The 15,865-nt window shown below is 40.5% G+C and carries 14 protein-coding genes and 1 pseudogene; 2 read left to right on the top strand and 13 right to left on the bottom strand.

Features of this window, described 5'->3' with window-relative positions; translation table 11 throughout:
- Positions 1–271 precede the first annotated feature (271 nt).
- A complete protein-coding gene (locus tag V7K35_RS27300) occupies positions 272–1,135 on the top strand; it encodes a M48 family metallopeptidase (protein ID WP_335083337.1) in 864 nt (287 codons plus the stop codon).
- A gap of 78 nt (positions 1,136–1,213) precedes the next feature.
- Here V7K35_RS27300 and V7K35_RS27295 read toward each other — a convergent pair whose 3' ends face one another.
- Positions 1,214–1,969 (bottom strand): metallophosphoesterase family protein, encoded by a 756-nt coding sequence (locus V7K35_RS27295; protein WP_335083335.1) that lies wholly within the window; start codon positions 1,967–1,969, stop codon positions 1,214–1,216.
- Positions 1,970–2,227: 258 nt separating this feature from the next.
- Here V7K35_RS27295 and V7K35_RS27290 point away from each other — a divergent pair, with 258 nt between their 5' ends.
- Complete coding sequence (locus tag V7K35_RS27290; RefSeq protein ID WP_335083333.1) at positions 2,228–2,524, top strand: DUF2470 domain-containing protein; 297 nt, start codon at positions 2,228–2,230, stop codon at positions 2,522–2,524.
- Positions 2,525–3,220: 696 nt separating this feature from the next.
- On the opposite strand, the gene V7K35_RS27285 is transcribed toward V7K35_RS27290, so the two are convergent.
- From V7K35_RS27285 to V7K35_RS27230, 12 genes and pseudogenes are all read right to left on the bottom strand, one after another.
- On the bottom strand, positions 3,221–6,358 hold the full coding sequence (locus V7K35_RS27285; protein WP_335083331.1) for a plasmid replication protein, CyRepA1 family: 3,138 nt from the start codon (positions 6,356–6,358) through the stop codon (positions 3,221–3,223).
- Positions 6,359–6,701: 343 nt separating this feature from the next.
- Positions 6,702–6,932 (bottom strand): annotated as a pseudogene (locus V7K35_RS27280) (Txe/YoeB family addiction module toxin); the annotation flags it as partial.
- A 103-nt stretch (positions 6,933–7,035) separates the two neighbouring features.
- Complete coding sequence (locus V7K35_RS27275) at positions 7,036–7,275, bottom strand: type II toxin-antitoxin system Phd/YefM family antitoxin (protein ID WP_335083329.1); 240 nt, start codon at positions 7,273–7,275, stop codon at positions 7,036–7,038.
- A 28-nt stretch (positions 7,276–7,303) separates the two neighbouring features.
- The gene (locus V7K35_RS27270; protein WP_335083327.1) at positions 7,304–7,993 is read right to left on the bottom strand and encodes a uracil-DNA glycosylase family protein; all 690 of its coding nucleotides are present in this window, start codon (positions 7,991–7,993) and stop codon (positions 7,304–7,306) included.
- A 264-nt stretch (positions 7,994–8,257) separates the two neighbouring features.
- Positions 8,258–8,638 (bottom strand): hypothetical protein, encoded by a 381-nt coding sequence (locus V7K35_RS27265; protein ID WP_335083325.1) that lies wholly within the window; start codon positions 8,636–8,638, stop codon positions 8,258–8,260.
- Positions 8,616–8,867 carry a hypothetical protein gene (locus V7K35_RS27260; RefSeq protein ID WP_335083323.1) on the bottom strand — a complete coding sequence of 84 codons (252 nt, stop codon included), beginning with the start codon at positions 8,865–8,867 and terminating at the stop codon, positions 8,616–8,618. Before V7K35_RS27260 ends, V7K35_RS27265 begins: the two co-directional genes overlap by 23 nt.
- Positions 8,868–8,870: 3 nt before the next feature.
- Entirely contained in the window at positions 8,871–9,206 is a 336-nt protein-coding gene (locus tag V7K35_RS27255) for a DUF6883 domain-containing protein (protein ID WP_335083321.1), read from the bottom strand.
- A 165-nt stretch (positions 9,207–9,371) separates the two neighbouring features.
- Entirely contained in the window at positions 9,372–10,898 is a 1,527-nt protein-coding gene (bchB, locus tag V7K35_RS27250; RefSeq protein ID WP_335083319.1) for a ferredoxin:protochlorophyllide reductase (ATP-dependent) subunit B, read from the bottom strand.
- Positions 10,899–11,384: 486 nt separating this feature from the next.
- Positions 11,385–11,954: a peptidylprolyl isomerase gene (locus V7K35_RS27245; protein WP_335083317.1), complete on the bottom strand. Its 570-nt coding sequence runs from the start codon at positions 11,952–11,954 to the stop codon at positions 11,385–11,387.
- 120 nt (positions 11,955–12,074) lie between these two features.
- Positions 12,075–14,057, bottom strand: a complete 1,983-nt coding sequence (locus V7K35_RS27240) for a primary-amine oxidase (protein ID WP_335083315.1) — start codon at positions 14,055–14,057, stop codon at positions 12,075–12,077.
- 369 nt (positions 14,058–14,426) lie between these two features.
- Positions 14,427–14,951: a tetratricopeptide repeat protein gene (locus tag V7K35_RS27235; RefSeq protein WP_334794463.1), complete on the bottom strand. Its 525-nt coding sequence runs from the start codon at positions 14,949–14,951 to the stop codon at positions 14,427–14,429.
- Positions 14,952–15,042: 91 nt separating this feature from the next.
- Positions 15,043–15,861 carry a transporter substrate-binding domain-containing protein gene (locus V7K35_RS27230; protein WP_335083313.1) on the bottom strand — a complete coding sequence of 273 codons (819 nt, stop codon included), beginning with the start codon at positions 15,859–15,861 and terminating at the stop codon, positions 15,043–15,045.
- Positions 15,862–15,865: the final 4 nt, after the last annotated feature.

Here is a 15,865-nt window from a genome sequence, read left to right as displayed (position 1 = left end):
TTATCACGAGTTCGTAAGTTCTACAGGGGTGGCAGCTAACCCTCAAACTTTTGCCTGTTAAGACTGACGCACCCAGAAATTAATATCTCGTGTTTAAGCCTATCTCTACAGGGAATCGCCAACCCCCGCAATTCGGTAGCTTTGCCTATACATTAGCTGTATAACAACTCCTTTGGTCTTGAGTTAATAATGCAACTTAGAATACTCTAAATCCGTCTGATAATTTGTCCGATCATTTTATGTTCTCCCAAAATAATCTTCAGAGTGTATTATGTTCAACTGGAAAAGTTTTGTTGCAAATTACCGTGTGTGGCGGCGTTACTGGTTTTATCCTTTAATTTCGGTGGTAGTTGCTCTGAGTCTGTGCCTAAGTACACCCTTGCCTGGAAGAACTTTAGACTTCTTGCCTCTTCTACTCCAAGGAGTTCAGGCATTTCAGCTTTCTAATATATCCCCTAACCAAGAAGTTGATCTTGGTAAGCAGATTAATCAAGAATTAGTTGGTAGTCAAGTCCGGCTTTACCGCAATCCCGAAGTTAATCGTTATGTGGAACAAGTTGGTCGGCGTTTAGCAGCTAATAGCGATCGCCCCGATCTCCCCTATACCTTCCAAGTAGTTCAGGATGACAGTATTAATGCTTTTGCTACTTTGGGCGGCTATGTCTATGTCCACACGGGTTTACTGAAAACCGCAGACAATGAAGCGCAATTGGCAAGTGTACTCGCCCATGAAATTGGTCACATTGGCGGCAAACACGTAGTCAAACAGATGCAGCAAAAAGCGCTCGAAGGTGGCCTATTAACAGCTGCTGGCTTAGACCGGAATACGGCAGTGCAAATTGGTGTCCAGTTAGCGCGAGACTTGCCACGCAGTCGTAAAAATGAATTTGAGGCCGATCAAAGAGGACTACGAACTTTGACACGGACTGGTTACGCCCAGTCTGCAATGGTTTCCTTTATGCAAAAGCTGCTGAAAAAAGGTGGTTCTACTCCGACATTTTTGAGTACGCACCCCGGAACCAGCGATCGCATTGATGCCCTCAGAAGTGCAATTAAGTCTCAACCCAGTAATGGAAATTATGGCTTGAATAATGCTAGTTATAAAGCTAATATTCAACCATTAGTGCGGTCTTAAAGTTAAGCGTCAAGGGTCATTTCTGCCCCATCTCCCTGATCTCGCCTATCTCCCTTATCTTCCGATCTCGAATGATGCTCAATTCTTGTAGCGGCGAGCGACTTTGATTTTGGCTGGATCAACTCTGATCACTACATCTTTTAAGGGCAGGGCACGAAGATAGTCTTTAAAAATGTTAACTTGATAAACTAAATTATTCGTGACATCCAGTCCAGTCAACCAGCCACTCCGGGGATGATAAGCGCCAGTATCTATGTCTAGCCATCCCTGTCCTTGTGCCAGTTTACCAGGAGAAACACCCGGCAGAGTAAAGGTAATGGTATGACCGATGATAATTAGCTTATCGGGAAAGTAGGGTTTTTCAATACTATGAAATTCCTCTCGTATCCAGCACAGTTGATCGGCAGTTTGTTCTGTCACTAACTTGCAAGGGTCAACACCAGCATGAGTTAACCAAATATCCCCCAAGTCGAGATATGTAGGCAAAGTCTTCAACCAATCTAGATGGTCATCAGGAATTGTAGCCTCGTGGTAACTGGCTACGGTAGCTTGCCCCCCACTATACAACCATGCTTGCATCGTCGGCGAGGAAGTTCTTTCATTGGTCAGAATGTTTAATAACATCTGCTCATGATTTCCCAGCAAACATGGGTAGTTATGTCGTTTGACAAAATTAACTACTTGTGCGCTATGAGGACCGCGATCAATTAAGTCTCCCAAAAAATAGACTTGATCATCTGAGGTGGGGGCGATCGCCTCCAACAATGTCATCAAACCTTCATAGTGACCATGCACATCCCCAATTACAATTCGTCTGGGGCTAATTTCGCTCATTGTCTCTTAGCTTCAATAGTTTGGCTAATACTTCTGCTACAGTTTAAGCTGTCTGGTTTCCGTAATGGAAGGTAAAAATACTGAATAAGTTTTATTTTAATTTAATTATTCGGCTAAAAATAAAATATATTGATGATGAAGATAGGGTAAGATGCATACTTTTTACTGCTAAGAAAGAAAATCAGCAAATTTCACCCGCGTTAGCTTAAAATCTTAAAATGTAAGCTGTTGCTGTATTGCTAACTTTTTATCTCAACAATGTCTAAGGATTTCTCTGCTGATATTAGTTCGCGCATCTGCAAGCATATGAATGATGATCATGCTGATGCCATAGTTCTTTATGCTAAGGCTTTTGGCGGTATAACAGATGCGATCGCAGCCCAAATGCTGTCAATTGATGCACAAGGTATGGATTTAACAGCGCAAGTGAATGAGGAAGCTGTGCCAGTTCGCATTCAGTTTGATCATGTTTTAGCAGATGCAGAAGATGCCCATCAAACTCTAATTGCGATGGTGAAGCAGGCGCGGGTGAAGGCAAAGTATAAATTGGGATAGGTAAGTAAGTCGGCGGGAATAAATCAAACTATGTGTTTTGCAATGTAAAGTTATTGTAATTGAGTTTGTAATAAGCGGCTCAAGCCCTTTTTTGTTCGCGTAGCAAGATATCCAAAGGGGTATACTATAAATTTTTAATTATTTACGCCGTTCTACTTAAGTAAAATATAGCGATCGCTTCCATTAGTTCAGGTTATGATATGGTATCGCAATCTTGATTTTTTAAAGCAACCGTACTTACAGCTATTTTTAGGTAAATATACCACACAATGTAGGGGCACAGCAATGCTTATACGTGTCAACTTAAGGTAAAAGCTAGTCTAGAACAAGTTTTTAGAGATTGTCTCATTTGTCTGTTTAAGAGTCTCTGACTGGGAATGCCTAATGAGAGGCTCCACCTCAAGACTAGCGCCAGAGCCGCAATTGAAGAGCATTTCCAGCCAGAGGCTGGAAACGAGATTTTAAAGGAGTTTTTGCTTAAGTTGACACCAATGAGCAATCCTGTGCCTACAATCTATGTGGTTCAAAGAAATGAAAACTGCTGTAAATCCCACATTTTGCAGGTGCGTAGGCGTAGCGCGCCGTAAGCATCGTAAGTGCTGTATTTTTTAAAATGATTTAAATGCTGCATTTTAGAAGTATGACAATCACCATTAGATATTAGGCTACAGGATACTCACAATTCATAATTTGTAATTATTTTTTGACCACTGCGGCATAAGGCTTGGTTTGGATAATGTCAAGCTTCCAGTCTGAAGAAGAATCAGGTAACTCATAGCCAACACTCTTAACATGAGCCAACATTAACTCATCCCGTTGATGCCAAACTGCAAATATTCTCTCTCTGCCATCATAAAGCGTTTCTAGGTCGATTTGATAAACCTCATTTACCCGCTTTAGTTTCAAACCCAACAAATTTAACAATCGGCTGAGTATTTTTATTGCTGAAACCTGCTCTTTGTCTCCAGCTAAGTTAATACCAAGCGCTCTTTTAATATGCCTACTATGCTGAAAAACAACATTTTTCAGTAATATCAAATCTGGATTACTCTCGGTAAATTCTCGTTCTGCTTCGAGAAACTGAAGCATTCCCAAGGCTCTCATCGCCTCAACTTTGAGCGTATAAGTTTTTAAATCTGGTAGAAAAACTTTCCCTTCACCCCAAGATAATTGTTTATGCCATTCTTGCTCATCTCTAACATGAAAATATTCGCTTTCGTGAGTTAAATAATAGTGAATTAACAGTTGAGGATAATATCCGTGGTCATCCTGCAACTTCAGCCAAGGAGTAACTTCTATCTCATATTTTTGTCTGAGAACATATTTGTTAATTTGGTTGCGTTCACCATCAGTCAGGGAATGTTTCACTAATAGCTGCTCATATTCTACATAATCGATATCTTTAGTATTAGCTACAGCAGTTGCTAGCGATAGTTGATTTTGCTGCTTAATATCTTTAATTTTACGTTTAATCTCTTTAGCTTTTTGACGGCTTTGCGTCCAATCTTTTTGAACTTTGACAATTTCTAAAATTAATCTTCTACGGGTAGCTAAATCATCAGCGTCAGTTGCCAAAAACGCAAGACGTAAATCTCGAATAATATTATTGTGAACAGCATTACTCCGCATCTGAATTTGATGCCCGTCAGCAATTAAACCATCTTGCATCGATTGTCGGTAGAGGCGGATAGAGGCATTTACCCTTGCAGATAACTTGGCCCAAGTTCGCAAATGAATCGGGTCATGAACTAAAGGTAAATCTACATCTATTTTATGTAGTGGACTAAGCAAAGCTAAGTTTTCTTTTTGATTTTCTTGATACCAATCAGATAGCAAGCGATAATTTGTACTACCACTACCAATTAAGCCAATACCTCGTTTAGCGCACCAGACAATACGCGGAACATCATCCCGCACTCTCGCTAATGCTTGTCTTGCTTCCGAGTCAGGAATCACCCCTTGAAAAATGCCATAAACTCGGTCGAAATGTTGGACATCAATACTAATTCCTGTACCAAGGCTAGGGGTAACAAAAACGCCGTCATATTCAGAGATTTTTTGATTGATAGCTGCGATAAAATCAACTGCTTCGTGACCAGGTGTGTTTATAGTGTGGCTACTAACTACTAAAGTTTTAGGAAATTGCCGTCGTAATTTTTGTAACCGCTCTTTCAGATAACGTTCAATTGTTTCACAACTGTAACGCCCAGCCCGACTATCGGTAGTAACGTAACATTTACGTCCAGCAAGTAAATCCAATTCCAGTTGGTGAATTAGCGGTGTTGGGTTCGGCGAATCATAAAAAGTTACGTCCCAACCATGCTGAGGTTTCCACTGGTTAAGAACTACCCAAGGTGTTAATTTAATTCCTGCCAATCCCTGTAAATATTCAAGTGACACATCTGATAAATCAGCATCTTGGGCAATTACTAACCCTCCAGTTGTTAAAACTGTGGAAATTAGTTGCTGGAATAATTTTAATATTTTTACACGCTTGTGCTTACAAGTATTACTATTTAATAGATGCCACAAAGATTGCTCTACTTCATCTAAAATTACTATTGCTCCCTGCCAAGTTTCAGGGTTAAGTTTCCAAATAGAATCAACGCACAATCCAAGAGAGGGCTGAGGAGAGAGTGAGCGGAGAATGGGAGGAGCGGGGGTAAGTGTTTTATCAATCCTTTTATCCGCATCTTCTTTATGTGTTCCCCATTGAATACCAATTTTTTTACACAAAAATCTTCCTAATAGGATTCTGTGAGTAATTAACAAAACAGGTTGGTTTATAGTTTTTGCTTGTTGAACAACGGCTTGCAGTGCTGTAGTTTTACCTGTTCCTTTTGCTGATTTGACTCCTACTAATCCAGAAGTAGGGAAAGGTATTTCACCTATATAAGGGCGATTTAAGGTGAGTGCAGCAGGAATGCTTAACTCAGTGTGGGGTTTGGCTTGAGCAAGATAAATTTCTAAGTCAACGCTTTGCCGATAAACTTTCTCGAAACTACTTGCACCTTTAGCAACGATAAACTCATCAACTCCTTTTTCGATTCCTGGAAGTTCGATGACTTTAACAGTGCAATTTTTTTGCTGGAATAAACAACCAAGTTGAGAAATAGCATTATTTACAGCAGCAATTGTTTTAGGCTGAGTTTCAAAATCAAAGCAAATATAAAAGCTACGTTTTGTAATTGCAAACGCTGCTAAATCAGGAATTAGCTGACGACAGGTAACTTTGCCAAATTCATCTTTAACAACCCGATAACCACTGGTAATTCCGGGAATGGCAATAGCTGCATATCCTTGCGTCAAAAGCGTTGCTGCTTTCTTCACACCCTCGCAGAGAATGAGAGGAATGTTATGTTGCATCACCCATTGCCAAAAGCCTTCAGCTTCACCATCAGCAGTAATCGTGATATTGTCAGGCATGACCAGATTGTAACGTCCAGCAATTTGCTGCCACACTTGCAGTGTTACCCGCAAACAAAATATCCGCGTTGGCGTGCTGGGGGGATGCTCGTATTTGATGGACTTACCATTGTGATTCTGTCGGCGTTGGTTTGGCTTAAAGCACCCCCATTCCATCATTTGCCAATTATTCAAAGGGTCTAGCCCCGAACACCACCAACCACCTTCAGTGATATGAGCATAACGCTGCAACCATCCACTTTTCACCATTCCGGTATTGGTGCGAGGGAGTAGCTCAGAAATTAATAAGTACTCATAAGCTGTTACGCCTTGGAGTGACCTAAAATTGAGTTGCACTAGGTGTAAGTCTATACCACTACTCTTGACTAATTCTTCAAGGTGTTGGGGGTGTAAATAGTGCAGATGCATAGGGAAAGGCACGAAGGGAAGTCAATGAGATTAAAACATTAACATGCATCAGCTTTTTTTCTATAAGAGATATTGCGAGGCTTTTGTGATGCTTTTTTTACTTCGTCGCGGGAGACACATCGGTTAAGGCTTTAGTGGGTTATTCTGCCTATTAGATCCCCAAAGTAATAATTTTGTATTGTGATATTTATTCGCAATTAATTTTTATTTATCAGTAAATTTCTGCGTTAAGGAATGCGATCGCTTGAGGGGTTGCAGCAGCGATCGCTATATGGTAACATCTTGCAAGATAAGCTTTGTTTAGGATTTGTAGACGGTCAGTGTCTTGTAGCTATGTGCTATTTCAGTAGTGATATCGAGCTTGAAGAAAATCAATTCGGTCATCACTTACTAGATAAACAATCCGATGTTCTTGAGTAAGTCGCCGCGACCAAGCATCTGAATCTAAGTATTTCAATGGTTCAGGTTTCCCAATACCTGTAAAAGGATCTCGCATAATCGCTTCAACCAAGTTAAAAGCGCGAAGTGCAGTTTTACGGTTTGTTTCTACCCAATAAGCGAGGTCTTCCCGAAATTCTGGATGAAATACAGCATCTCAAACTTTATTTTCTTGGGGTTGGGTTTCATCCTTCTTTTTCTTCGTCAATTCCCAACTCCTGACGTAGTTCGTTAATATTTTAAGGTTTTAAAGTTCTAGCTTTTGCTCTTTCCAAAGCAGTTAACAGATGGACTGCATTTTTAGGTGAACGAAGTAAATGAGATGTTTCTAGTAAACTATTTAGTTCATCAACAGCAATTAAGGCGACGTTTTCGCCTTCTTGTCGAGTGATAATTACCACTTCTCTATCTGCAACTACTTGATTGCAGAGTTCGGCTAGGTTGTTACGAGCATCAGTCAAGTTTGTCTGGTTAGACATGGTGGGATATTTCCTAATGCTGTAGACTTTATAGATTTAAATATTTTCTTACTTCTGACTTAATTATTACGATTTTAGAATCTTTCTCATCTTTTTTATAGTGGTAGCTTGGATGCTTCACATAAATTACTGACTTACCATGTAAACTTTTATAGCTCTGAAGAAATTTTTCAACTTCTCTTCCAAAAGCAATGATTACCTTTGGATTAAAAAAAGTCATTTCACGCATCAAGTGGCATTGAAAACAGTTTTTGATAGTATTGTTTTTTAGTTTATCTTGTTCTCCAATTGTTGAACATTTCACAAGGTTAGTCAGGACACAATACTTAAAGACTTCACCTTGATGAACATCCAGTATAGTTGACATATAGTTCAATATATTTTTGTGGAAAACTAGATTACCCTTTTCTCCTGGCTTTGTTATGACATTACCAGTAAATAACCCCCGATTCCAATCTATATGTTTTTGAGCAATATCTTTAGGTGAACCTCTATAGTAGCCAATTTCAGCGTTAATAATATGTCCGGGATTTTTGGCAACAAGCATCACTTGGATATTTTCGGGATTTCCTTCTGTGTAAAATCCTCTTGGTGGAGAATCTAACGCAGGATTATTTGGTTCATTATTTAGTCGATTCATGTTAATAGTATTTGGACACTCTCTTTCTGAGTTTTTGCAGTTGACTACTGTTGCGTAGAAATTAATAACTTGATTCATTGGCTTATATGGGTGGTTTCTTAAAAACTATACTGATATGACTAAAGTTGTCCTGCGTAATACTACTAAAAAATCGTTTCGCTGAAACATCAGCCAAACGATTGAAGTTAATCTCAAAATTAAAACTAGCTAATAGCTAACCCGCTAAACTAAGCCACGACAGCTTCTTCGCGGCGTACAACACCTCAGCGTTGATTTCTTTGAAAGCGCGATCGCAATTAAATTTATTGGTGCTGTATTAAATTTATATTATGTTAGGTGAAATCATTGCTGAATAGCAGGTAAAACTTCTAATTCACTAGGATGAATTAAAACCTTGCTTAATAGCTCACTGAAATAAACAACTTGATAATTAGGTGCAAGTTCTGTTTGCAATTGCTTCCACAGGCTGATTCCTTCTTGCTCAAAAGCCGCTTCAGCTTGTTCACTTAGGAAACCTGATGAGTTAGCAGGATCTTCCCAGTTCAACTTTGCATTATAAATTTCTTCCCATTTATTCAGGCGTTTAATAGTTTCTGGAATTAATGGCAATGTTTCTGGGTCAATGTTACCAACTTTCTCAGGACTTACCCACCATAGCGGATAGCATCCATAGTCAGCCATGAGTTTGATTTTTTCTGCGTTAAACTGTCTGCCTTGTATCATGTTCAATACTTCCCCAGGTTTCAGGTAGAGGATTAACCCAGGAAATAGGCACAGTAACTACATCTAGAGTTTCACTGTCTTTAAAGATTTCTAAAATATATCCTGGCTCTTGCTGAGTTTTAGTAGGACGCAGATGATCCAATACAACCCCTCTATCGCCAGCTTTTACAGGACTATTAGGAACATTGTGCTTCAGTTCTACCCACTGAAATAAACTAGCTGTTGTCATCGTTTAAGTCTCCTGTGATTTATCAGGATATAGTGTTATAAATCTAACAAATTCTGTTTCTTCATCTTGTTGCCAGATAGTAATTACCTTAATTAATCGACCATTACGCCCAGTCCACTCGCTTTTAACCTCAAACTGAGTCCCCCAATCACTAGGGGTAACTTTTGCAATTTCAGAACATTCTACAGCATTTATTATATCGTTCTTAAGAAGCTCCCAGTTATCAAGGTTATATCCTGCTAAAGCTAGATATCTTGATTTATCACTTTTAGGTTGATAAACAAGTAGGTATTTAGTAATTTTTTCATCCTGAATTACTAAACCTGATGGTATTTTCATTATATTTAATTTGGTTATTTTAAATAGTTATTGAGAGAATAAATAAAAATTAATATTACATCTATGATATCTCATAATTTAATTTTTATCACTAAAGCAAAAAAAAATGGGGGTAAAGAGTATACATAACTCCTCACCCCTCAATATTCTCGATTAACCGCTAATCTAAGCCCCGACGGCTTCCTTCGCGGCGTACAATACCTCAGCGTTGATTTCTTTGAAACCGCGATCGCGGGCAAATTTCTCAGTATTTCGCTTCACTTTCCCGCGCACAAATCCAGGAATCTTATTCAATTCTGCTTGACCATCTTTTGTCCAATTCAAATCAGAATCAGCAGAAATTCCTCTAGTAATTACTTCTTTGGTATCATGACCACCGAAGATTTCTAACAGGTGATCTTCCATTCCTAAAGTGAAGGAATTGTAGATCAAATCTGTAATCTGATTCGTGCCTTCGTAACCCATAAATGGTTTGTAACCAATGGGGAAGTTTTGGACGTGGATTGGTGCAGCAATTACGCCGCAGGGAATATCCAAACGTTTACCAACGTGGCGTTCCATTTGTGTACCGAAAATAGCAGAGGGTTCGACACGAGCGATCGCATCCCCAATTTCACCATGATCTTCGGAAATTAGCACTTCATCGCAATACTCGCTAACCTGTTCGCGGAACCAGTCTGCATCATATTTACAGTAGGTTCCAGCCCAAACAACATGAATACCCATTTCTCGCGCCAGAATCTTGGTGATGGCGGCGGCGTGGGTGTTGTCACCAAAGACCACAGCTTTTTTGCCAGTCAAGTTTTGACAGTCAATTGAACGGGAGAACCAAGCAGCCTGAGAGACATACAAGGTTTGCTCATTGATGAAGTCTTCGTAATCAACTTCTGCACCTTGAGCATTAATTACCTGCTGAATCTTGCGAATACAACGGGCAGTTTCTACTACACCCATTGGAGTAATGTCTATATAAGGTGTGCCAAATTGTTCTTCCAGATAACGCGCTGTAGTCAAACCGAGTTCGCGGTAAGGCACTAGGTTAAACCAAGCTTGGGGCATCTTCTTCAAGTCATTCACCGAAGCACCTTCGGGAATTAAGGTATTTACCTCAATTCCCAAGTCAGCCATCAGCCGTTTCAGTTCGGTGCAGTCGTGATTGTTGTGGAAACCAAGGGTAGTAGTACCGATAATGTTCACCGAGGGTTTCGCAGTTTTGCCCTCTGCTAATTCGCCCCGCTTTCGGGCTTTTTCAATGTAGTATTGGACGATTTGATCCAAAGTGCGATCGGCGGCTTGCAGTTCGTTGTAGCGGTAGTGGTTCACATCCGCTAACATTACGTCTCCTTTAGCTTCCAACTGCGATCGTTCGACAAAGTTGTGCAGGTCTTCTTGCAAAATGCTGGAAGTGCAGGTGGGAGTTAACACAATCAAATCTGGGTGTTCCTCGGCATCCTTGCGGACGATGTTATCTACCACCTTCTCTTGGGAACCACGTGCCAAAACGTTGCGATCTACGACACTGGTTGTTACCGGAGTAAAATTCCTCTCCCGCGATAGCATGGAGCGCATGACGTTAAAGTAGTCATCGCCAATGGGGGCGTGCATGATCGCATGAACATTTTTAAAAGAGCTAGCGATTCGCAGAGTGCCGATGTGGGCAGGGCCTGCATACATCCAGTAAGCCAATTTCATGTTTGTGTTCTCCCTTTTCAACAGAAATAACACGGAGTCCGATAAAAGTGGACTATAAGTGCTTGATTATTATTAAATCGTTTCTGATTGTCTCAAAAGTTGTATCCCTGATGAAGTGAAGACTTGTAAGGATTTTGTCTAAAGTGCGTAGGCTTGTCCAGCGTAGGCATCGCCCAAACCTCGTACCTGATTGGAATCTAGCTTCTGAACTTTAACAATATTACTGTTGCTTTTTTAAAATAAATCTTAATTTTTTGGCAAATTTGTTTTCAATTTGGGGCGGTGTATTAACCATCACCAATAAATTTATAAAATTTATGTACAACTTTTCAAAAAATACAAAGATCCTCTCAGAGGATATTTGTAAACAATCAGATTGGATCAAGATCCCCCCTAACCCTCCTTAAACTAGGAAAAAAAGGGGGGAATAACACTAGCGCAATTTGTTCATTCGAGGGAGTAGAAATTAACCTAGAGAGGTGTTAGTTACTGCCGAAAAATTTCTACTTTTTCTAACACTACGTCTTGATTTGGACGATCTCTAGTCGTAGGCACATTGGCGATGCGGTTGACTATATCCATACCTTCGACAACTTTACCAAAAACACTGTGTTTGCGGTCAAGATGAGGCGTTGGCCCTTCTGTAATAAACCATTGCGAACCATTAGTACCGCGTCCTGCATTTGCCATTGAGAGGATACCTGCACTAGAGTGTTTCAATTCAGGATGAAACTCATCTTCAAATTGATATCCTGGGCCACCAGTACCCCAGCGATTGGCCAGATCCGGATAACGAGCCAGGGGATCGCCACACTGAATCATAAAATCAGGGATGACTCGGTGAAAGCGAATCCCATCGTAGGCAGGAGTCCCCTTCTGAGATTGACTTGTCTTAGGGTCTTTCCAGTCGATTGTCCCAGTTGCTAGACCTACAAAATTTTTGACGGTGTTGGGGGTTTTGTCTTCCTCCAAACGAACTATAATTTGACCCAAGGAAGTAATTAAACGAGCGTGCAGTGCGCCATCACCGGGAATATTAATTTCGGGAAAATTCATGAAGTATCCTATGAATGAAAACTGCCAGTTTTTGGACTAGGATAAGCTTATCAGCATTCAAGTTACAGGTTTACAGATTGCGAAAAAAGTAAACGAAGCAAACTTTAGAAAACTAATATTTTACTCTGGTAAATTAATCGCTGGATTACGGCTAAAGAATCCTCTAGGGACTAGCTTAAAGCCAACTTGGTGAACAGGCATCACAGGCCAATCTTCCGATCGCGGAATATGAGTTACGCCCATTGTGTACCACAGCACGACATCTTCACCCATCAAGGACTCATCGTCAGCAATATATTTTGGTAAACCCTGTCCTGGTTGAGTTTGGTTTGGATAATCGCCCCCAGCATAGAGTTCAGCAGGTTTATATTTTGTTACCCAGACGTGGTGAGTCGCAAATTCTGCCCGTTGACGGATTTTCGAGCCTTCCACTGGGAAAAACATGGAGTTTCCACCAGGCATTAGCATATATCCAGGTGCAACCCCTAGCGGATTTTTCTTATCTGCACTAACAATCATCCATTCCCGACTGTTTTTCATATCTAAATCGCGCACAGCAGCCGTTTCATTGGTTAATGGGGTTTCTATAAGTGCGATGGCATTTCCTAAAGGATTTTTTTCATCCATCGGCAAAGCTTTCACGTTCATTTCCATCACAGAATTAGCTTCACCATCTACATCGAAATCTAAGCGGTAGTTGAAAAAGTGCTGGTGATTTACTCCGAAGATATTCTTAGCGATTAGCTGACCATAGGAATTACCTTCAGATTGCTTTTCAGAAGCGGTTCCCTGCGCTAGTAAGATACCCGTTAATTCATTTTGGACTTCCAAAGTCCCATCCTGGTGAAAAATCCAATTGATGCTATAATCATAGTTGTCAATAGCCGCAGTCATTGTCATCACTAGTTCTCGACTGCGACGGACATCATTGCGCTGAGTATTATACTCATAGTGTTTCCAAAGCATTCCGTTATCGCGCTCGTAGATACCGATAACCCCTGGCATTACATAAGGCTCTCCCTGCTCATTAGCAAATACAGCATTTAGCAACAGGCCGTTTTCGGGAATTTCCTTACTTAACTCCATCGTATTTGCTAACAAACCAAGGTTATATTCTCCAATATCAAAGGCATTCCTAAATGACCAAGTAGGCTCAGGATCGCCATAAGGTACTACCATTTCCGATAGACTAGCGCGGTATAAAACTGGTCGGATATTTTCCCCGTCTTTGTGCGTCACTTGGTATAGCATTAATCCATTCCGAGGATGCATTGAATAGCGAAACTTCCAACCTTGCCAGCTAATTTCATTGTCTTTGATCTGGAAACTTGCACCATTTGGTTGTAGAATCTTTAATGCTTTAAGTGGTGAAAGTAATTTGCCCAAAGATTTGATATCGTAGTTCCAGTTTTCTTGAGAGAAAGGTACGTTTCCTTTATCAACAAAACTGGCAATTTTACCTGTGTTCAAATTGACTGTTGCTATGACTCCTTCAATCGGACTACCGTAATAGTTCCAGCCTTTACCCTTGTAGTAAGATAAGCTCCGACAAAGACGATTACCTGTTGCTTCTTCCTGTTGATTCAGGATGCCTGGGGCCCATGAACTAATTTTGACTCGATTGAAATCGGTAATTCCCCGTCTTTGCATCGCTTTTTGCCATCGGGGATCGGCTTTAACTAACTGAGTTGCCAGTTCATATTCTGAATTGACGATCGCAGGTTGAACAGAGGATATTTCTTTCCAAGAACTTAAGGTTTTGCTTGTTAGATCGACAATTCCCTCATAGGTTTTGTTTTGCGATCGCTCATAGATTACCAAAAAAGCTTTTCGCCCAAAAGCTTTACCAGGTGTAAATTTAAGAACTTCTTGTTTATTTGGTTCTTCTAAAGCGATCAGTGGAAAAGCTGCCGTTTCGCTCAAAGTTTTTTCTCTTTTGATGATTGAAACAGCTGTGCTAATTTCTACCTCTGTTAGCGAAATGAGAGGATGGGAAATCGAAGACTGTTGAGCCATTAATTTCCCCATTGATCCAAGTGAGAGAGAAATGAGGACAATGACAGGAATAGCTAGCCACAAAAAACGCTTTAGCCGCTTAATCATCTTTTACATTCTTACAAAAGACGTATAGTTATCTATTTCTAAGCCTAAGCCTGAAACCCGATAAATTAAGCTAGCTAAAGCTAAATTAATTTGCTAATAGTTGGGGGGACTGGAACTATAGCGCTTTTCGTTTGTATACAATAGACCTCTTGCATAAGTCGAATAGACCCCCCTTAATCCCCCTTTATAAGGGGGGAAACAGAAAAAATGTTGCTCCCTCCCCTTTATAAGGGGAGGGTTGGGGAGGGGTGATTCAAGGATTTTTGCAAGAGTTCCAATACACACTGATTTCTCTCCTTAAAGGAGAGAGCCTTTAAATCTTACTCCCCAACGCTACGACGGTTGGGGCTGTTGTTGTTAGGTCTTGATTTACGCAGAAACCAAACGGCGTAAAGATTCAGCACGGCGTTTAGCAATAGAGTTATTTGGAGCAAATTTTAGTGCTTCTTCGTAAGTTTGTAACGCCTGAGTAGTTAACTTTTTTTTCTCGTAAGCGTGACCGAGATTATTCAACCCTGTTACGTAGTCTGGTTTAGATTTGAGGGCTTCTTTATACTGACGAATTGCTAAGTCATATTGCTCTTGGATAAAATAAACATAACCCAGCCCGTTGTAAATAGGGGCAATATTTTCTTCTCCATCTTCTGGGGCAGCTTTCAGAGCTTTTTGAAACAGCGCGATCGCTTGGGAATACATTTTTTTGTCTGAATAAATACTGGCTAACTCATAATATTCTTGAGTCGTACCCTTTTCTTTCTCTAACTTCTTTCGTAATTTTCCAAAGGAGCCTTCAATCTTGCGAGTTTTGAAAATCTGGCGAAAAACACTCACGGCTGCAATTGTGAGTATAACCACCAAAATTGAGAGATAAACAACGGCTAGACTGTTATCCATTGCTGCAAATACAAATATTAAAAGTTGCTTCTGTAATCTATTATCAGCCTATTGGGCATGAGGGAGTTAGGAACGCGATTAATCGCGTCTCTTAAGGTAAACCCCAATATTGAGAGCGTTGCTGGAGCCAACCTTCTTCTAAGTAACGAGCGATCGCTTGATTCACATTTCGTCTTAACTCATCGGACTGCAATCCCTTGGGCATGACTACAGACAAGGGTTCAGTTGATAGCTTAGTTGGTAGTAGCCGATATTGGGGATATTGTTGCACCCAACCGCTCAGAACGCTAGCATCTGCGGCAAAGGCTACGGCGGCATTACTTTCTATTTTCTCTCGCGCTTCCTCATAGGAATTCGCTCCTACTAACTCGCCATTTGGCACATAGTATCGCACTTTAGCAATGGTGCTGGAGTTATTCAGGACGGCAATTTTGCGCTTTGCTAAATCACTCAACTGCTGGACAGAGGCATCTTTTGTAACTAATACAGTGCCATCCAAATAGTAGGGAACACTGAAACTAACTATGCGACTGCGAGATTCAGTTGCTGTTACCCTAGCGATCGCAAAATCAACTTTCTTGTCTAATACTACAGACAGGCGATCGCGATTCGCTACTGGTTTAAACTTGACTTTAGCAGCACCTTTCCCAACCAAATCAGTTGCCAAGCGCTGTGCCAAGTCAATTTCTAAGCCTTGCAAATTGCCACTAGTATCTTTAAATCCCAAGGGACGCAAGTTATCTTTAACTGCAACAGTTAAATAGCCCCGCTGCTGAATTTCTGGCATTTCTGCGGCAGATGCAGTTAATCCTGTCCCCACTATGAAAAAGCAAGATATCCAAAAAATAGTGGCGGATAATACCAGATGTAACCGAGTAATTACTTGCCATCTGTTACATCCCTTGTACATCCGT

Source organism: Nostoc sp., from assembly GCF_036917275.1.
Taxonomy (GTDB): Bacteria; Cyanobacteriota; Cyanobacteriia; order Cyanobacteriales; family Nostocaceae; genus Nostoc.
This window is presented reverse-complemented; position numbering and strand designations above follow the sequence as displayed.

What these genes read in the sequence shown, in the direction of transcription:
- V7K35_RS27300 (WP_335083337.1), top strand. Translation starts at nt 272, where the DNA reads ATGTTCAACTGGAAAAGTTTTGTTGCAAATTACCGTGTGTGGCGGCGT.
- V7K35_RS27295 (WP_335083335.1), bottom strand. Translation starts at nt 1,969, where the DNA reads ATGAGCGAAATTAGCCCCAGACGAATTGTAATTGGGGATGTGCATGGT.
- V7K35_RS27290 (WP_335083333.1), top strand. Translation starts at nt 2,228, where the DNA reads ATGTCTAAGGATTTCTCTGCTGATATTAGTTCGCGCATCTGCAAGCAT.
- V7K35_RS27285 (WP_335083331.1), bottom strand. Translation starts at nt 6,358, where the DNA reads ATGCATCTGCACTATTTACACCCCCAACACCTTGAAGAATTAGTCAAG.
- V7K35_RS27275 (WP_335083329.1), bottom strand. Translation starts at nt 7,275, where the DNA reads ATGTCTAACCAGACAAACTTGACTGATGCTCGTAACAACCTAGCCGAA.
- V7K35_RS27270 (WP_335083327.1), bottom strand. Translation starts at nt 7,993, where the DNA reads ATGAATCAAGTTATTAATTTCTACGCAACAGTAGTCAACTGCAAAAAC.
- V7K35_RS27265 (WP_335083325.1), bottom strand. Translation starts at nt 8,638, where the DNA reads ATGATACAAGGCAGACAGTTTAACGCAGAAAAAATCAAACTCATGGCT.
- V7K35_RS27260 (WP_335083323.1), bottom strand. Translation starts at nt 8,867, where the DNA reads ATGACAACAGCTAGTTTATTTCAGTGGGTAGAACTGAAGCACAATGTT.
- V7K35_RS27255 (WP_335083321.1), bottom strand. Translation starts at nt 9,206, where the DNA reads ATGAAAATACCATCAGGTTTAGTAATTCAGGATGAAAAAATTACTAAA.
- bchB (WP_335083319.1), bottom strand. Translation starts at nt 10,898, where the DNA reads ATGAAATTGGCTTACTGGATGTATGCAGGCCCTGCCCACATCGGCACT.
- V7K35_RS27245 (WP_335083317.1), bottom strand. Translation starts at nt 11,954, where the DNA reads ATGAATTTTCCCGAAATTAATATTCCCGGTGATGGCGCACTGCACGCT.
- V7K35_RS27240 (WP_335083315.1), bottom strand. Translation starts at nt 14,057, where the DNA reads ATGATTAAGCGGCTAAAGCGTTTTTTGTGGCTAGCTATTCCTGTCATT.
- V7K35_RS27235 (WP_334794463.1), bottom strand. Translation starts at nt 14,951, where the DNA reads ATGGATAACAGTCTAGCCGTTGTTTATCTCTCAATTTTGGTGGTTATA.
- V7K35_RS27230 (WP_335083313.1), bottom strand. Translation starts at nt 15,861, where the DNA reads ATGTACAAGGGATGTAACAGATGGCAAGTAATTACTCGGTTACATCTG.